Here is a 17,067-nt window from a genome sequence, read left to right as displayed (position 1 = left end):
AAATGCAAGCGGTAGGAGGTGTGCATGTCCGACCGGCACCGTTCGCGCTGTCCGATCAACCTGTCGGTGGAGGTCCTCGGGGACCGGTGGACGCTGCTCGTGCTGCGCGACATCGTGTTCGCCGGCAAACGGCACTACCGGGAGTTGCTGGCCTCCGAGGAGGGCATCTCGACGAACATCCTCGCGGACCGGCTGAGAATGTTGGTCGACCATGGGCTGCTGACCAGGAGCGACGACCCGAGTCACAAGCAGAAGGCCATCTACAGCCTCACCGAGCAGTCCATCGAACTGGTGCCCGTCCTCGTGCAGATCGGCATCTGGGGCCGCCGGCACCTCCCGGCCGACGAGGCGCTGAGCCTGCGGCCGACGTCCTCGAACGCGGCGGCCCACCCATGTGGGACGCACTCATGGACGACCTCCGCGAAACCCACCTCGGCCCCTCGGCGCGCCGCCACCCGCCGGGCGGACCGTCCTTCGTGCAGGCTGTCCGGCAAGCCGACGCGGACCTGGCCGGCCGCTGACGGCCGCCACCGGAGGCAGGTGTCTCAGGCTCGAGTCCCGTGGTCATGGTTGTGGCGTCACTCGGTGCATGCCTGCCACTGCACGCCGCGTGGGGCGCCGGCCGGTCCCGACGGGCTCGCGGACCGCGTCCAGCACGGTGTCGACGGGTGGTCGAAGCATGGCGCGCCGCACCGACATCGTCGTGTCGTTGGCTCGGCCGGGAGGGCGGGATGCTGCGGCGCTGATCTGCGGAGACCGCGAACAGCAAACGGCCCGTGGTCGGCATCGCTGCCGGCCACGGGCCGTTTCTGCTGATCTTCACTTGGGCGCCTCGGCAGGATTCGAACCTGCGACACCTGCCTCCGGAGGGCAGTGCTCTATCCACTGAGCTACGAGGGCCCGACGCCTCTCGGCGACCCCAGAAGCCTATCGCATCGCCTCACCCGCCGTGCGTGCGGTCCCCGATCTTCGTGCGCGTGTGAGCTGTGCCGCGGGTGGTTCCGCTTCGATGGGGGCGCGCGTTAACGTTACGTGTATTGCACTCATGCGCATGTCGCTATATGTCGGAAGAGGTTGCGATGGGCCACGGTCATGGACACGGTCACGGGCATGGGCACACCGCCCTGTCCGCGTCCGGCGCGTATCAGGGCCGGCTCGCCGCCGCCCTGGCCATCACCGCCGGGTTCATGGTGCTCGAGTTCGCCGTCGGCTTCGCGACCTCGTCGCTGGCGCTCATCTCCGACGCCGCGCACATGCTCACCGACGTCATCGGCCTGACCATGGCGCTCGCCGCGATCGTCCTCGCCCGCCGCAGCGGCCCCACGTTCAGCCGCACGTTCGGCCTCTACCGCGCCGAGGTGCTGGCCGCCCTCGGCAACGCGCTCCTGCTGTTCGGCGTCGCCGGGTACGTCCTCTACGAGGCGATCAAGCGCGTCGGCGACGCCCCCGAGGTGCCCGGCGTGCCCGTGCTGCTCGCCGGCACGGCCGGCCTCATCGCCAACATCGTGGCGTTCCAACTCCTGCGCGCGGGCGCGAAGGAGAGCCTCAACCTGCGCGGCGCGTACCTCGAGGTGCTGGCCGACCTCGTCGGCTCGGTCGCCGTGCTCATCAGCGCCGTCATCACCATCTTCACCGGCTGGCGCTACGCCGACCCCATCGCCGGCGTCGCCATCGGCGTGTGGATCCTGCCGCGCACCACGGTCCTGGCCGCCCGGTCGCTGCGCATCCTGTTCCAGCACGCACCCCGCGGCGTCGACGTCGCCGGCATCAGCGCGCGCCTCGCGCAACTCGACGGCGTCGAGGACGTCCACGACCTGCACGTGTGGACCCTCACCTCGGGCATGGAGGTCGCCTCCGCCCACCTGACCGTCGGCGCCGACGTCGACACCGGCCGCGTCCTGGCCGACGCCCAGCAGCTGCTCTCGGCCGACTACGGCATCGAACACGCCACCCTGCAGGTCGAACCCCGCGAGCACGCGCGGCGCTGCGAGGAACTCAGCTGGTGACGCGCCTTCCTACGGGAACGGCAGCGGTTCGGCGCCGCGTTCGGCCAGCATGTTGCGCATCGTGTCGGCCTCCGGCCGCTGCGAGGCCAACATGCTCGTCGCCAACGTCGAGACGGCCGTGATGCGCGCGTGGTTGCGGCCGTACTCGGCCATGGACACCCCGCCCTCGTGGTGGCGCAGCATCAACTGCAGGAACGTCACGTCCATCTGCTCGCCCGACAGCGAGCGCATCTTCGACAGCTCCTGCTCGGTCGCCATGCCCGGCATCGCCCTGCTGCCGCCGACCTGACCGCCGGACGGCCCCGACGGCGCGGGTTCCGACTCGGACGTCGCCGTGGAGTTCTCCTCCGATTCCGACTCCGGCTCCGTCTCGTGGTTGTGACCGCCCATCGGCTCCGACATCCACGTCATGTACTCGCCTGCCGGCTCCTCGGGCTTGCCCCACAGCATCAGCCAGCCCTTCATGCGGCCGATCTGCTCGGTCTGCGTGCTCGCGATGTCGAACGCCAGCTGCCGGACCGCGGGGTCGGTGCTGTGGTCGCGCGCCCAGTTCGCCATCGTCACGGCCTGCAGGTGGTGCACCGACATGTCCTGCGCGAACCCGACGTCCACCGGACCCGGATGCGTCGCCGTCTCGGCCTCCGTGCTGCGCGCCACCAGCAACCCGATCGTCGCGCCCACGAGCAGCAACGCCAGCGCCGCCGCACCGAAGATCACGTACCGCGGCCACTCGCGACGCTCGTACCCGTCGGGCTCCGGTGCGTCGTCGGACGGCGAGTCCGCCTCCGGCGACCCGGCGGCCGCGGTGTCGTCGGTGTGTTCGGTGTCGGGGTCGCCGGCCTCGGTCGAACCGGCTTCGACCGAGCGTGGTTCGTCTGGCTTGTCGGTCATGTGCGCTGCGGAATCCCTGGGACGGTAGGCACGGACGGGGGAGTAGCCGGAAGGTTACTGCCCGCCGCCGACGGACTCGTCTGCGGCGTTCTCGGTGCCCTGGTAGTCCATGGGCTTCGCGTCCTCACCGGGCTCGCTCGGGTCGAACGGCGGCGGGTTGTCCGGGTCGAACTGGCCCGGGCCCAGCGCGTCGCACGACGCCCCGACCTCGGGATAGGTGTTCGGGTTGCGCAGCAGCGCCGCGATGAACTGGTCGATCCGCTCGTCCCGCACGTCGTCGGTCTTGAGCTGACGGCCCCACGACTGCAGCGACACCTTGCTGTCGAGGTCCGGATACGGCGACATCATCATGTACGGCTTGTTCTCGACCCGCAGCCGCAGCGCCTCGAGGTCCTCGCCCTGCACCTGGTCCGGGTTGTAGGCGACCCAGACGGCGCCGTGCTCCAACGAGTGCACCATGTTCTCGTTGCGCACCGGCTCGTCGTACACCGTGCCCGTGCACGCGGCCCAGAAGCCGTCGTGCGGTCCGCCGAAGGGCGGCGACTGGTCGTAGGCGACCCGCTCGTTCGGCAGCACGTGCGCGCCCGCCGCGTAGCGGTGCTGCGTCACGCCCTCGATGTCGTCCGACGGGTCCGGCCGGTCCTGGCTCGGGGAGAACTGCTCCGAGGCCACTTCCTCGCGACTGCGCTGTTCCCGGGAGTCGCTCGATGCGACGTAGTAGTAGCCGAAGACCGCACCCGCCAGCGCAAGGATGCTCGTGACGGCCAGGATCGTGAGCCACGGGATGTTCTTCTGCCCGACAGCCGACCCGCGCGCCGCCGTGACCGCGTTCGGCTTCTTCTTGCCCTTCTTGCCGCTGGCCATGGCTCCAGACTTCTCCTTACGGACCGAGTACCCCCGGGTGGGCAGTGTAGGGATACCAAATCCGACGCCCGGTGGTGGCTGTGTAAAAGACGCGTGCGTCGTCGGCCGTCTCCGCCGCCGTCCCCGCAGGCTCCGGTGACGGCGAACCGGTGACACAGCGTCGCCGCCCCCGAACGTACACTCGCCGAGTGACTCCCTCCGCCCTTGCTGACCTCGTGCGTTCGTCCGCCGTCACGGTTCTCGAGGCCCGCGGCCTCGACGCCGGCGTGCTTCCTGAGCAGGTGACGGTGGAGCGACCGCGCAATCCGGAACACGGCGACTACGCGACCAACGTGGCGCTGCAAGTCGCGAAGAAAGTAGGGCTGGCACCGCGCGAGCTGGCCGACGCCCTCGCCGCCGAGCTGGCCGCGACCGACGGCGTCGAGGCCGCCGAGGTCGCCGGTCCCGGCTTCCTGAACCTGCGCCTGGCCGCCGACGCGCAGGGCGAGATCGTCGCGCGTGTGCTCGCCGAGGGCGAGGGGTTCGGCCGCGGGGACTCGCTGGCCGGCACCAAGATCAACCTCGAGTTCGTCTCGGCCAACCCCACCGGCCCCATCCACCTGGGCGGCACCCGCTGGGCCGCCGTCGGCGACGCGCTCGGCCGCGTGCTGTCGGCCCAGGGCGCCGAGGTCACGCGCGAGTACTACTTCAACGATGCGGGCGCACAGATCGACCGCTACGTGTCGTCGCTGCTCGCCGCGGCGGAGGGTCGGCCGGCCCCCGAGGACGGCTACGCCGGCGCCTACATCGACGACATCGCCTCCGCCGTGCTCCGCAAGGAGCCCGACGCACTGGCGCTGCCCGAGGACGAGTGCCGTGAGACGTTCCGCCGGATCGGCGTGGGCCTGATGTTCGAGGAGATCAAGCAGAGCCTGCACGACTTCGGCACCGACTTCGACGTCTTCTTCCACGAGGACTCGCTGCACGCCGGCGGCGCCGTGGCCGGCGTCGTCGAGGAGCTCAAGGCCACCGGTGCGCTGTACGAGTCGGACGGCGCATGGTGGATGCGCACCACCGACCAGGGCGACGACAAGGACCGGGTCGTCATCAAGAGCGACGGCGACCCCGCCTACATCGCCGGCGACATCGCCTACCTGCGCGACAAGGTCGACCGCGGATTCGACCTGTGCATCTACATGCTCGGCGCCGACCACCACGGCTACATCGGCCGGCTCAAGGCCACCGCCGTGACACTCGGTTACGACGCGAACGTCGTCGAGGTGCTCATCGGCCAGATGGTCAACCTCGTCAGCGGCGGCAAGCCGGTGCGCATGAGCAAGCGCGCCGGCACCGTGGTCACGCTCGAGGACCTGGTCGAGGCCGTCGGCGTCGACGCCGCGCGCTACGAGCTGACGCGCTACTCCGTCGACTCCGGCATCGACATCGACCTCGACCTGCTGCGCAAGCACACCAACGAGAACCCGGTGTTCTACGTGCAGTACGCCCACGCACGGCTCGCGTCCCTGCAGCGCGGCGCGGCCGAGCTGGGCATCGAACGCAGGACCGAGGTCGACCTCGGTCTGCTGTCGCATCCCCGCGAAGGGGATCTCATCCGCACGATCGGCGAGTTCCCGAGCGTGCTGGCCAAGGCAGCGGAGTTGCGGGAACCGCACCGCATCGCCCGCTACCTGGAAGCGCTGGCGTCGGCGTACCACAAGTTCTACGACGTCGCGCGCGTGCTACCCCAGGGTGACGAGGCGCCGAGCGACCTCACCTTCGCGCGGCTGGCGCTGTGCGAAGCCGCCCGCCAGGTAATCGCCAACGGACTGTCCCTGCTCGGGGTATCCGCCCCGGAACGGATGTAAGGAATGTGTGCACACCCCGCGGGGCCCCGGCACGCCGAGGTCTACCCGCACGCCGACCAGGCAGGCTTCCCGCCCTCCAACTCGGTTGAGATCGACCGGCTGCACGCCAAGGTGTGGCCCCGCAACACGTTCCGCGGTCCGGACGGTGTGGTCCGTATCGCCGGCGTGGACGTGCGGGAGCTCGCCCGCACCTACGGCACGCCGCTGTTCGTCATCGACGAGGCCGACTTCAAGTTCCGCTGCGCCGAGTACGCCGCCGCCTTCGAGGACCCGGCACTCGTGCACTACGCAGGCAAGGCGTTCCTGTGCACCGAGGTGGCCCGTTGGGTCGCCGGGCAGGGGCTGAGCCTCGACATCTGCAGCGGGGGCGAGCTCGAGGTCGCCCGGCGCGCCGAGTTCCCGCCCGAGCGGATCACCTTCCACGGCAACAACAAATCGGTCGACGAACTCGAGGCCGCCGTCGAACTGGGCGTCGGGACGGTCGTGCTCGACTCGTACCACGAGATCGCCCGCCTCGCCGACATCGCGGCGCGCAAGGAGATCGTCCAGCAGGTGCTCGTGCGGGTCACCGTCGGCGTAGAGGCGCACACCCACGAGTTCATCGCCACCGCGCACGAGGACCAGAAGTTCGGCTTCTCGTTGGCCTCCGGCGACGCGGCCGAGGCCGTGCGCCGGGTGCTGAACGCGCCGTCGCTCCAGCTGGTCGGCCTGCACAGCCACATCGGCTCGCAGATCTTCGACGCCGACGGCTTCGAGGTCGCCGCGCGCCGCGTGGTCGGCCTGCTCGTCGAGCTGCGCAAGGAGCACGGCCCGGACGCGCTCGAGAGCCTCACGACCGTCGACCTCGGCGGCGGCTTCGGCATCGCCTACACCGAGAAGGACAATCCGCCCCCACCCGCGCAGCTGGTCACGCAGATCCGCGAGATCGTCCGCAAGGAATGCGCCTTCGCCGACATCCCGGTGCCGCGGATCGCGGGCGAGCCGGGACGCGCGATCGCCGGTCCCGGAACGGTCACGCTGTACGAAACGGGCACCACCAAGGATGTCGTGCTCGGCGAGGACACCGTGCGGCGCTACGTCAGCGTCGACGGCGGCATGAGCGACAACATCCGCACCGCGCTGTACGAGGCCGCCTACGACGTGCGCCTGGTCTCGCGCGCCGGGGACGACGGCCAGCCCGGGCCCGTGGAGGCCGTCCTGTCCCGCGTGGTGGGAAAGCACTGTGAGTCCGGCGACATCGTCGTCCGCGACTGCTGGTTGCCGGAGACCCTGGCACCGGGCGATCTCCTGGCGGTCGCCGCCACGGGTGCGTACTGCTACTCGATGGCCAGCAACTACAACCGTCAGCCGCGGCCGGCGGTGGTCGCCGTCCGTAACGGCAGCCACCGGCTGCTGCTGAGGCGGGAGACGAACGACGACATGCTGCGGTTGGAGGTGTCATGAGCAACCATCGTGTTCTTCCTGCTCATGTAAGCCGACCGGGTGCGGGTGTCCCGCAGGACGGGGAGGTGTCATGACCGAGCCCGTGAAGGTGGCTCTGCTCGGCTGCGGGACCGTGGGCAGCGAGGTGACGCGCATCCTGCTCGACGACCCGGGCGAGCTGGCCGCGCGTGTGGGCGCGCCCGTCGAGCTGGCCGGGATCGCGGTGCGCCGTCCGGACAAGCATCCGGAGCTGCCGCAGGAGCTCGTGACCTCCGACGCCGCGGCGCTCGTCGATTCCGATGTGGATATCGTCGTCGAGCTGATCGGTGGCATCGACCCGGTGCGCGGCTGGCTGGTTTCGGCCCTGCGCAAGGGAAAGTCGGTCGTGACGGGCAACAAGGCGCTGCTGTCGGAGTACGGCGACGAGCTCGCCGCCGCGGCCGAGGAATCCGGTGCGGACCTGTACTACGAGGCCGCCGTCGCCGGCGCGATCCCGTTGCTGCGCCCGGTGCGGGAGTCGCTGGCCGGTGACCGCATCACGCGCGTGATGGGCATCGTCAACGGCACCACCAACTTCATCCTGTCCGCCATGGACTCGACGGGCGCCGGCTACGCCGAGACCCTCGACGAGGCCACCCGGCTCGGCTACGCCGAGGCCGATCCGACGGCGGACGTCGACGGCTACGACGCGGCATCCAAGGCCGCGATCATCGCCTCGCTCGCGTTCCACACGCGCGTGACGGCCGCGACGTGTACCGCGAGGGCATCGCGGGCATCAGCTCCTCCGACATCACGGCCGCGAAGTCGTTGGGGCGCACGGTCAAACTGCTGTCCATTTGCGAGCGCGTGACCGAGGACGACGGTTCCGAGTCGGTGTCGGTGCGCGTGCACCCGGTGATGATCCCGCGTACGCACCAGCTCGCCGGCGTCGGCGGCGCGTTCAACGCCGTGTACGTCGAGGCCGAGGCGGCGGGGCAGCTGATGTTCTACGGCCAGGGCGCCGGCGGCGCCCCGACGGCCAGCGCTGTGCTCGGTGACCTCGTCTCGGCCGCGCGCAACAAGGTCGCCGGCGGCCGCGGTCCGCGCGAGTCGGCGCACGCCGCGCTGCCGGTGCGGCCCATGGGGCAGACGCCGACGCGGTACCACGTCAGCCTCGACGTGGCCGACAAACCGGGCGTGCTCGCCCAGGTGGCGCAGGTGTTCGCGGCGCACGGCGTGAGCATTTCCACGGTGCGCCAACGGGATCGTCGCAACACGGCCAGTCTCGTCGTGGTCACGCATCAGGCCCCGGACGCCGCGTTGCGATCCACTGTGGACGAGATCGACCGGATGGACGTCGTGCGGGAGGTCGTGAGCGTGATGCGCGTCGAAGGCGAGGCGGAGTGAGCAGCGAGAGCACGGCCGGAAGCGTGGGCGCGGTCGGCGCGGGAACGGCGGGCTGGCCGGGGATCATCAAGGCGTACTCCTCGCGGATCCCGATCCCCGAGGGCGCCGAGATCGTGACCCTCGGCGAGGGCAACACGCCGCTGCTGCCCGCACCGCACCTGTCCGAACTGACCGGCGCGTCGGTGTTCCTGAAGGTCGAGGGCGCCAACCCGACCGGGTCGTTCAAGGACCGCGGCATGACCGTGGCCATGACGCACGCCCGCGCAAGCGGGCTGAAGGCCGTCATCTGCGCATCGACCGGCAACACGTCGGCCTCGGCGTCGGCCTACGCGGCGCGCGCCGGACTGGCCACGGCGGTGCTCGTCCCGCAGGGCAAGATCGCGCTCGGCAAGATGGCGCAGGCCGTCCTGCACGGCGCGCGGATCCTGCAGATCGACGGCAACTTCGACGACTGCCTCGAGCTCGCGCGCAAGACGGCCGCCGACTACCCGGTGACGCTCGTGAACTCGGTCAACCCGGTGCGCCTCGTCGGGCAGAAGAGCGCGGCGTGGGAGATCTGCGACGCGCTCGGCCACGCACCGGACATCCACTGCCTGCCGGTGGGCAACGCCGGCAACATCACGGCCTACTGGGCCGGATACACCGAGTACGCCGCCGACGGACTCGTCGAGCAGACCCCGCGCATGTTCGGCTTCCAGGCCGCCGGCGCGGCGCCGCTCGTGCACGGCGAGCCGGTGAAGTCCCCGGAGACCGTCGCGACGGCCATCCGAGTGGGCTGTCCCGCCTCGTGGGAGGGCGCCGTGACGGCCAAGACCGCCAGCGGCGGCCACTTCGACGCCGTGACCGACGAGAAGATCCTCGCCGCGTACCGGCTGCTGGCCAGCAAGGAAGGCGTGTTCGTCGAACCGGCGTCGGCGACGAGCGTCGCCGGGCTGCTCGCCAGTTCCGCCGAGGGCCGGATTCCCCGCGGTGCCACCGTCGTCTGCACCGTCACCGGACACGGACTGAAGGACCCCGGCACGGCTCTCGACGGCAACATCGAGGTCGAACCGCTCGCCGTGGACCCCCGGGCGGTGGCGTCCGCATTGGACCTGTCATGAGGTTCGCGGTCCGGGTTCCCGCGTCGACGGCGAACCTCGGGTCCGGATTCGACTCGCTCGGACTGGCCCTGGCACTGCACGACGTCGTCGAGTTCGAGACGACCGATTCCGGTGTGGACATCGACGTGGTCGACGCGGGTGCGGGCGACGTCGACGCCGTGTCCCGCGACGTCGACCATCTCGTCGTGCGCGCGATGTATGCCGCGTGCGAGCGACTCGGCGTCCCGACACCCGGGCTGAAACTGCGCTGCCACAACGCGATTCCGCACTCGCGTGGGCTCGGCTCGTCGGCCGCCGCGATCGTCACGGGCATCACCGCCGCCTACACGATCACCGGCCGCGAGCTCGACGCCGACGCCCTGCAGCTGGCGGCCGAGTTCGAGGGACACGCCGACAACGTCGCCGCCAGCATGTACGGCGGTTTCGTCGTGGCCTGGGCTACCCGGCCCGCCGAGCAGTCCGAGGCGGGGCAGTCCGCGACGGGGGAGCGGTTCCACGCCGAACGCCTCACCCCGCACGCGTCGATCCGCCCGGTCGTCCTCGTGCCCCCGACCCGGTCGTCGACCCACGAGACCCGTGGACTGCTGCCCGACCGGGTGCCGCTCGCCGACGCGGCGTTCGCCGGCAGCCGCACCGCCCTGGCCGTGCACGCCGTGACCCGGCGGCCCGACCTGCTGCTCGACGCGACCGACGACCGCCTCCACCAGGGGTATCGCCGGCCCGCCTACCCCGACACGATGCGCCTGGTCGACGAGCTGCGGGCCCGTGGCGTGGCCGCCGCGGTGTCGGGAGCCGGCCCGACCGTGCTGGCCCTGCCGCACGGCACCGGGGCGGGAATACTGCCCGCCGACCTCGACGTTGACGGATATGACGTCACCGAGCTGGCGATCGATCCGCACGGGGTGCAGGTCACCGGCGACCCGGTGAGCGCCTGAGGCACTTGCGCATAGTGAGGCACGCCACGGGTAGGGGTGGTTGTTGCACCCGCAAGGTGGGCGGTCTACGCTCGGAGGCGTTCGGTCACCGTGCTCGATATCCGCACCCGGTGGCGGTCCCGGGAACGTTTCTCCCGGTCGCATATTCCGTTGCTCACGGATCAACCGATCCGTCAACGGTCTACCCGGTCAACGGGGGGTACCCGGTATCACGGTGGTCGGCCCCACCTCTTGCAAGCGGCTTCGCCGCTGCGACACCCACGTCTCAGCGCCGACTGCAACGCAGAGGCCGAAACGTCGTCTCGCAATTCGGACGCGGGCGGCGGTCCGCTGGTTCACCGACAAGGCGTGGACCGGTCAGGAAGGACATGTGTGAGCAACACCGAACTTTTGAGCGGCGACGCGACTACCCAGGCTGACGCGCCGGGCGACGCGGAGTCGCAGGCCAACGGGCGGCCTCGACGCCGAAGCGGCGTCCTGGTGGGCTGTCCGGCATGGTCATCGCCGATCTTCGTGCCCTCGCCATCGAACTCGGTATCGGCGACACCACAGGCATGCGCAAGGGGGACCTGATCGCCGCCATTCGGGAACGACAGGGCAAGACCAAGAAGAAAAGCGGGGGCGACACCGCGGAGGCGACATTGCCGCTCGACACCGACGGCACATCCGCCACCTCGGACGCCGCCGCTCCGAAGGCCGACGATGCGAAGGCCGGCAACGCGAAGGCCGGTAACGCGAAGGCCGGTAACGCGAAGGCCGACACCAGCAAGGCCGACACGAGCAAGGCCGACCGGTCAGCCGACGACAAGGGCAGCGCGGGCGGCGCGGCCGAGTCCGACGGCGGCCAGAAGGTCCAGACCTCCGCCGAAGCGAACGACGTGAAGACCGACAAGTCCGAGCGGGGCGGCTCGCGGCAGCGGTCCGACGGCGACGGCTCCGGTGGCTCCGGTGGCTCCGGCGAGGGCGGCCAGTCGAACGAGGGCGGTGGACGTCGCCGGCGTCGCGGCGGTTCCGGTCGCAACTCCGACGGCGGCAGCAACGGCTCCGGCAACAACGCCGCCGGCTCGGGTGCGGACGACGAGTCCGGCGACCAGCGCAAGAACAACCGGGGCGACCGGGGCGACCGTGGTGGCAACCGCGACGGCGGTAACCGCGACGGTGGCAACCGCGACGCAGGCGGGGACGACGACGAGCGCGGCGGTCGCCGCGGACGGCGCTACCGCGACCGTCGGCGCGCGGCGGTGGCCGCGGCGAGGGCGACACGGAGATCCGCGAGGACGACGTCCTGCTGCCCGTGGCCGGCATCCTCGACGTGCTGGACAACTACGCGTTCGTCCGCACCTCCGGCTACCTGCCCGGCCCGAACGACGTCTACGTGTCGCTGTCGCTCGTGCGCAAGCACGGCCTGCGCCGCGGCGACGCGATCACCGGTGCCGTGCGCCAGCCGCGCGACGGCGAGCAGCAGCGGCAGAAGTTCAACCCGCTCGTGCGGGTCGACTCGGTCAACGGCCAGGAGTCGGAGGTCGCCAAGAAGCGCCCCGAGTTCACCAAGCTGACCCCGCTGTACCCGAACGAGCGGCTGCGTCTCGAGACGCAGCCGAACAAGCTGACCACCCGCGTCATCGACCTGGTGATGCCGGTCGGCAAGGGGCAGCGCGCCCTGATCGTCTCGCCGCCGAAGGCCGGTAAGACGACGATCATGCAGGACATCGCGAACGCGATCTCCACGAACAACCCCGAGTGCCACCTGATGGTCGTGCTCGTGGACGAGCGGCCCGAAGAGGTCACCGACATGCAGCGGTCGGTGAACGGCGAGGTCATCGCCTCGACGTTCGACCGTCCGCCGTCGGACCACACGACGGTCGCCGAGCTGTCCATCGAGCGGGCGAAGCGGCTCGTCGAGATGGGGCACGACGTGGTCGTGCTGCTCGACTCGATCACCCGCCTCGGCCGCGCCTACAACCTGGCGGCCCCGGCGTCCGGCCGGATCCTCTCCGGTGGTGTCGACTCGACGGCGCTGTTCCCGCCGAAGCGTTTCCTCGGCGCGGCGCGCAACATCGAGGACGGCGGCTCGCTGACCATCTTCGCGACGGCGATGGTGGAGACGGGCTCCACCGGCGACACGGTGATCTTCGAGGAGTTCAAGGGCACGGGTAACGCCGAGCTCAAGCTCGACCGCAAGATCGCCGAGCGCCGCGTGTTCCCGGCGGTCGACGTCAACCCGTCCGGTACGCGCAAGGAGGAGCTGCTCCTCTCGCCGGACGAGCTGGCCGTGACCCACAAGCTGCACCGGGTGCTGCACGCACTCGACTCGCAGCAGGCGATCGACCTGCTCATCGACCGGCTGAAGAAGTCGAAGACCAACATCGAGTTCCTCATGCAGATCTCGAAGAGCACCCCGGGTACCGAAGAGCAGTAGCGAGGACCCGGCGGCGACGACCGCCTCCCGCGGATCGCAGACGTGTGGCCCCCGCTCCGGCGGGGGCCACACGCGTATGTGCACCTAGAAGCTCCCAAGGGCACCTTCAGGGGGCGGTGAGGCGGTTGAGGTAGGCGTCGCGGGAGGGGAGCAGGTGCTCCCGGCAGGTCTCGGCCAGGGTCTCCGGGTCGCCGGCGCGCAGCGCCTCGATCATCGCCCAGTGCTCGTTGCGGCTGCGCGCCAGATACTCCGGCGACGTCACGGTCACCGAGCGGATCGCGTGCGCCATCTGGGCGTGCCGCTGGATCGCGTCGACGAGCACCGTGTTGTCCGACAAGCCGAACAGCGTGCGGTGGAACGCGGTGTTCGCCTTCATCACCTCGTGCAGCTGTCCTGTCTCGACCCCGGCGTCGTGCCGGCGTTGGATCTCGACGAGCTCGTCGAGCCGCTCGGCGGGCACCGGCACGGCGATCAACCGGGCACAGTGGACCTCCAGCAGCTCGCGCACCGCGTACAGGTCGCGGACCTCCTTGGCCGTGTAGGCCTTCACGAACGCGCCCACGTTCGGTTTGCGTTCCACCAGCCCCCGGCTCTCGAGCTCCTGCAGCGCGCTGCGCACGACGTGGCGCTTGGCGGAGAACGCGCGCATCAGTTCGTCCTCGACGAGCCGCTCCCTGGGGAAGCGCAGCCCGAGGACGATTTCCTCCTCCAGTTGCTCGGGCAGGGACAACTCGCTGCTACCTCCGTGACGTCCGGGCGCGGGTGAGCCAGTTTCGCACGAGGATTGCGCGCCCTTCCACAACCGTGGTTAGATGTCGCCGTTTTCATCGGCAAGATTATTGATAATGAGGTCGATAATGGCGGACGGCGTGCACGGAGCCGAGGACCCCACCGAGGGCATGACACGAGGCCTGCCGAACTACGGGGACCCCGGGTTCTCGTTGTTCCTGCGCAAGGCCTTCATCAAGGGGGCCGGCTACACCGACGACGCGCTCGATCGCACCGTCGTCGGCATCGTGAACACCGGCAGCGGCTTCAACCCCTGCCACGGCAACATGCCGCAGCTCATCGAGGCCGTGAAGCGCGGCGTCATGCTCGCGGGCGGACTCCCGGTCGACTTCCCGACCATCTCGCTCCACGAGAGCTTCTCGAACCCGACGAGCATGTACCTGCGCAACCTCATGTCGATGGACACCGAGGAGATGATCAAGGCGCTGCCGCTGGACGCGGTCGTGCTCATCGGCGGCTGCGACAAGACCGTTCCCGCGCAGCTCATGGGCGCGGCGTCGGCCGGCATCCCGGCGATCCAACTCGTCACCGGGTCCATGCTGACGGGCGGACACCGGGGTGAGCGTGTCGGCGCCTGCACCGACTGTCGCGCCTTCTGGGGCCTCTACCGCGGCAACGAGATCGACGACGCGGAGATCTCCGAGGTCAACTCGAACCTCGTCGGCAGCGTCGGCACGTGCTCGGTGATGGGCACGGCCAGCACCATGGCCGGTATCGCCGAGGCGATGGGCATCGCCCTGCCCGGCAGCGCCACCCCGCCCGCCGTGACCGCCGACCGAATGCGGATCGCCGAGCAGACCGGCACCCGCGCCGTCGGGATCGCCCGCGAACGGCTCACCGTCGACAAGATCCTCACCGAGTCGTCGTTCGAGAACGCCCTGCGTGTGCTGCTGGCGCTCGGCGGGTCGACCAACGGGATCGTGCACCTCGCCGCGGTCGCCGGCCGCCTCGGCTTCGACCTCGACCTCGACACGTTCGACCAGCTCGGGCGCGAGACCCCGGTGCTGGTCAACCTCAAACCGGCCGGCACCGACTACATGGAGGACCTGCACCGCGCCGGCGGCATCCCCATGCTTCTGGACCGGCTGCGCGACCTGCTCGACCTCGACGCGCTCACGATCACCGGCCGGACCCTCGGCGAGGAGCTCGACGCGATCGACACCTCGTTCGACCAGGAGGTGGTCCGGCCGCGCGAGAACCCGATCTACCCGGCGGGCAGCATCGCCGTCCTGCGCGGCAACCTCGCGCCCGCCGGCGCGATCATCAAGCAGGCCGCCGCCACGGCCGAGCTGCTCGAGCACACCGGACGCGCCGTGGTGTTCGAGAACTCGGCCGACATGGCCACGCGCATCGACTCCGACGACCTCGACGTGCGCGCCGACGACGTCCTCGTGCTCAAGAACATCGGGCCCACCGGCGCCCCCGGCATGCCGGAGGCCGGCTACATCCCGATCCCGAAGAAACTCGCCCGCCAGGGCGTCAAGGACATGGTCCGCATCTCCGACGGCCGGATGTCCGGTACCGCGCGCGGCACGATCGTGCTGCACGTGTCGCCGGAGTCGGCCGTCGGTGGTCCGCTCGCGTACGTCCGCGACGGCGACACCATCCGACTCAGCGTCGCCGACCGCGTGCTCGCGCTCGAGGTGAGCGACGACGAGCTCACGCGGCGGGCCGAGGACCAGCCGGCGACGCGACCGGAGACCCCGGCGCGTGGCTACCGGAAACTGTTCGTCGACGAGGTCACCCAGGCCGAGCACGGCGCCGACTTCCGCTTCCTGCAGGCCGAGTCGAAGCGGGGGTCCGTTCCCCGAACCCGCTGAGCACGCCCGCTCCTGCTCCTGTCCCTTCTTCCCCCTTTCCCGCCCCATCGACACTCAACGGTGATGTCATGACCTCGACGACGTGGACCCTCGTAGCGGCGGCCCTGTCGATAGCCCTTCTGCTCGGCCTGGTCATCTGGGTCAAGCTGCAGCCCTTCATCGCACTGCTGATCACGAGCATCGGCTTCGGGCTCGCGACCGGCACGAACCCGGGCGATCTCTCGACCTGATCGTCGACGAGATGGGAGGGGGACTCGGCCAGGTCGCCCTCGTGATCGGCCTCGGCGCGGTGTTCGGCCACGTCCTCCAACGGGCGGGCGCGGCCGAGCAGCTCGCGTCCACATTGATCAACCGCTTCTCCGAGCGGAACGTGGCGTGGGGGCTCGGGTTCGCCGGCTTCCTCGTGTCGATCGCGGTGTTCATCGACGTCGCGATCGTGATCCTCGTGCCGATGCTGTACGTCATCGCCAAGCGCACCGGCAAATCCCTGCTGTACTACGGCATTCCGCTCTGCGCAGGCGTCAGCGTGACTCACACGTTCATCCCGCCGACGCCCGGTCCGATCGCGACCGCCGGCATCATGAATGCCGACCTCGGCCTGGTGATCCTGTTCGGTGTCGTGTGCGGTCTGCCCGCGATGGCGGTGGCCGGCCCGATCTTCGGACGGTGGATCTCGAAGAAGATCTTCGTGCCGGTGCCCGAGGAGCTCGACGCCTCCCGCGGCGACGGTGAGCAGGACCCGAACGTCCTGCCGCGATTCGGCTCCGTCGTCGGCGCGCTGCTGCTGCCGCTCGTGCTGATCCTCGCCGGGACGACCAGCGAGGCCGTCCTGCCCGAGGACAACGCCGCACGCACCGTCATCGCCTTCATCGGCCACCCGGTGATCGCACTGCTGCTGACCTGCCTGTACACGCTGTACTTCTTCGGCATCCGGCGCGGCTCCAGCAGGGAGGACCTGCAGAAGATGACGACGTCGGCACTCGGCCCGGCCGGCGTCATCATCCTCATCACGGGTGCCGGCAGCGTCTTCGGCGGCCTGCTGGTCGAATCGGGCATCGGCGACGTGCTCGCCGACTGGATGGGCGCGATGAACATGCCGATCGTGCTGTTCGGGTTCATCACCGCGTCGATCATCCGCATCTCGCAGGGCTCCGGCACGGTCGCGATGATCACCGGCGCCACGTTGACCGCACCGGTCGCCACGACGATGGGCGCCAGCGACGCGGTGGTCGCGCTGACCTGCATCGCGATCGCCAGCGGCGCGGCCGCGTGGTCGCACGTCAACGACTCGGGCTTCTGGATGGCGAACCGCTACTTCGGGATGTCCGTGGCCGACACCCTCAAGTCGTGGACGACGATGAAGACGATCGTCGGCCTCACCGGTTGTGCCGTCGCCCTCACCCTGAGCGCCTTCGTCGGCTGACACCCAGAAGCTCCCGAGGGCACCTTCAGCGGGTGGGAATGGCTGGTGGGGGTGGTGCGTTGAAGGGCGTGTAGGGCCGTCTGGCAGAATTGGTCCGCTGACGTCCGGCTCCGGTTCACCTTCGCCCGCGCATGTGCGCGGGACGGCGTACGCCGCGGGAGGACCCGG

General features: G+C 70.2%; 12 protein-coding genes, 1 tRNA gene and 2 pseudogenes. 11 read left to right on the top strand and 4 right to left on the bottom strand.

Annotated features, from left to right (window positions below):
• The first annotated feature begins 24 nt into the window (after window positions 1–24).
• On the top strand, window positions 25–816 hold the full coding sequence (locus BJF85_RS30045) for a helix-turn-helix domain-containing protein (protein WP_255375575.1): 792 nt from the start codon (window positions 25–27) through the stop codon (window positions 814–816).
• An 8-nt stretch (window positions 817–824) separates the two neighbouring features.
• Here the strand turns inward: BJF85_RS30045 and BJF85_RS11860 are convergent.
• A tRNA-Arg gene (locus BJF85_RS11860) sits at window positions 825–901 on the bottom strand.
• Between the two features lie 178 nt (window positions 902–1,079).
• Between BJF85_RS11860 and BJF85_RS11855 the strand changes: the two genes are divergently transcribed.
• Window positions 1,080–2,006 carry a cation diffusion facilitator family transporter gene (locus BJF85_RS11855; protein ID WP_075847346.1) on the top strand — a complete coding sequence of 309 codons (927 nt, stop codon included), beginning with the start codon at window positions 1,080–1,082 and terminating at the stop codon, window positions 2,004–2,006.
• Between the two features lie 9 nt (window positions 2,007–2,015).
• Here BJF85_RS11855 and BJF85_RS11850 read toward each other — a convergent pair whose 3' ends face one another.
• Entirely contained in the window at window positions 2,016–2,897 is an 882-nt protein-coding gene (locus tag BJF85_RS11850) for a DUF305 domain-containing protein (RefSeq protein WP_075847344.1), read from the bottom strand.
• A gap of 54 nt (window positions 2,898–2,951) precedes the next feature.
• Entirely contained in the window at window positions 2,952–3,761 is an 810-nt protein-coding gene (locus BJF85_RS11845; RefSeq protein WP_075847342.1) for a DUF3105 domain-containing protein, read from the bottom strand.
• A 188-nt stretch (window positions 3,762–3,949) separates the two neighbouring features.
• Between BJF85_RS11845 and argS the strand changes: the two genes are divergently transcribed.
• The 6 genes and pseudogenes from argS (at window position 3,950) to rho (ending at window position 12,867) form a co-directional block, all read left to right on the top strand.
• Entirely contained in the window at window positions 3,950–5,605 is a 1,656-nt protein-coding gene (gene argS / locus BJF85_RS11840; RefSeq protein ID WP_075847340.1) for an arginine--tRNA ligase, read from the top strand.
• A 3-nt stretch (window positions 5,606–5,608) separates the two neighbouring features.
• Window positions 5,609–7,048, top strand: coding sequence for a diaminopimelate decarboxylase (lysA, locus tag BJF85_RS11835; RefSeq protein ID WP_075847338.1), 1,440 nt, complete (start codon window positions 5,609–5,611; stop codon window positions 7,046–7,048).
• 70 nt (window positions 7,049–7,118) lie between these two features.
• Window positions 7,119–8,413, top strand: a pseudogene (locus BJF85_RS11830) (homoserine dehydrogenase).
• Entirely contained in the window at window positions 8,410–9,513 is a 1,104-nt protein-coding gene (gene thrC, locus BJF85_RS11825) for a threonine synthase (protein ID WP_255375574.1), read from the top strand. Before BJF85_RS11830 ends, thrC begins: the two are co-directional and overlap by 4 nt.
• Window positions 9,510–10,448 (top strand): homoserine kinase, encoded by a 939-nt coding sequence (gene thrB, locus BJF85_RS11820; protein ID WP_075847336.1) that lies wholly within the window; start codon window positions 9,510–9,512, stop codon window positions 10,446–10,448. Before thrC ends, thrB begins: the two co-directional genes overlap by 4 nt.
• A gap of 372 nt (window positions 10,449–10,820) precedes the next feature.
• A pseudogene (rho, locus tag BJF85_RS11815) lies at window positions 10,821–12,867 on the top strand (transcription termination factor Rho).
• A 106-nt stretch (window positions 12,868–12,973) separates the two neighbouring features.
• On the opposite strand, the gene BJF85_RS11810 reads toward rho, so the two are convergent.
• On the bottom strand, window positions 12,974–13,597 hold the full coding sequence (locus tag BJF85_RS11810) for a GntR family transcriptional regulator (RefSeq protein ID WP_075847334.1): 624 nt from the start codon (window positions 13,595–13,597) through the stop codon (window positions 12,974–12,976).
• A 169-nt stretch (window positions 13,598–13,766) separates the two neighbouring features.
• On the opposite strand from BJF85_RS11810, the gene BJF85_RS11805 reads away from it, so the two are divergent.
• The 3 genes from BJF85_RS11805 (at window position 13,767) to BJF85_RS11800 (ending at window position 16,899) form a co-directional block, all read left to right on the top strand.
• Complete coding sequence (locus BJF85_RS11805) at window positions 13,767–15,476, top strand: IlvD/Edd family dehydratase (protein WP_187346907.1); 1,710 nt, start codon at window positions 13,767–13,769, stop codon at window positions 15,474–15,476.
• 68 nt (window positions 15,477–15,544) lie between these two features.
• Window positions 15,545–15,706, top strand: coding sequence for a hypothetical protein (locus BJF85_RS28925; RefSeq protein ID WP_222844533.1), 162 nt, complete (start codon window positions 15,545–15,547; stop codon window positions 15,704–15,706).
• Between the two features lie 11 nt (window positions 15,707–15,717).
• Window positions 15,718–16,899, top strand: coding sequence for a GntP family permease (locus BJF85_RS11800; protein ID WP_222844532.1), 1,182 nt, complete (start codon window positions 15,718–15,720; stop codon window positions 16,897–16,899).
• The last annotated feature ends 168 nt before the right edge of the window (window positions 16,900–17,067 follow it).

The organism is Saccharomonospora sp. CUA-673 (genome assembly GCF_001942305.1).
Lineage (GTDB): Bacteria > Actinomycetota > Actinomycetes > Mycobacteriales > Pseudonocardiaceae > Prauserella.
The sequence above is the reverse complement of the archived record's forward strand: the minus strand, read 5'-3'. Positions and strand labels throughout refer to the sequence as shown.

Excerpts from the sequence above, each read along its gene's own strand:
- BJF85_RS30045 (WP_255375575.1), top strand. The coding sequence starts at position 25 with ATGTCCGACCGGCACCGTTCGCGCTGTCCGATCAACCTGTCGGTGGAG.
- BJF85_RS11855 (WP_075847346.1), top strand. The coding sequence starts at position 1,080 with ATGGGCCACGGTCATGGACACGGTCACGGGCATGGGCACACCGCCCTG.
- BJF85_RS11850 (WP_075847344.1), bottom strand. The coding sequence starts at position 2,897 with ATGACCGACAAGCCAGACGAACCACGCTCGGTCGAAGCCGGTTCGACC.
- BJF85_RS11845 (WP_075847342.1), bottom strand. The coding sequence starts at position 3,761 with ATGGCCAGCGGCAAGAAGGGCAAGAAGAAGCCGAACGCGGTCACGGCG.
- lysA (WP_075847338.1), top strand. The coding sequence starts at position 5,609 with ATGTGTGCACACCCCGCGGGGCCCCGGCACGCCGAGGTCTACCCGCAC.
- thrB (WP_075847336.1), top strand. The coding sequence starts at position 9,510 with ATGAGGTTCGCGGTCCGGGTTCCCGCGTCGACGGCGAACCTCGGGTCC.
- BJF85_RS11805 (WP_187346907.1), top strand. The coding sequence starts at position 13,767 with ATGACACGAGGCCTGCCGAACTACGGGGACCCCGGGTTCTCGTTGTTC.
- BJF85_RS28925 (WP_222844533.1), top strand. The coding sequence starts at position 15,545 with ATGACCTCGACGACGTGGACCCTCGTAGCGGCGGCCCTGTCGATAGCC.
- BJF85_RS11800 (WP_222844532.1), top strand. The coding sequence starts at position 15,718 with ATGGGAGGGGGACTCGGCCAGGTCGCCCTCGTGATCGGCCTCGGCGCG.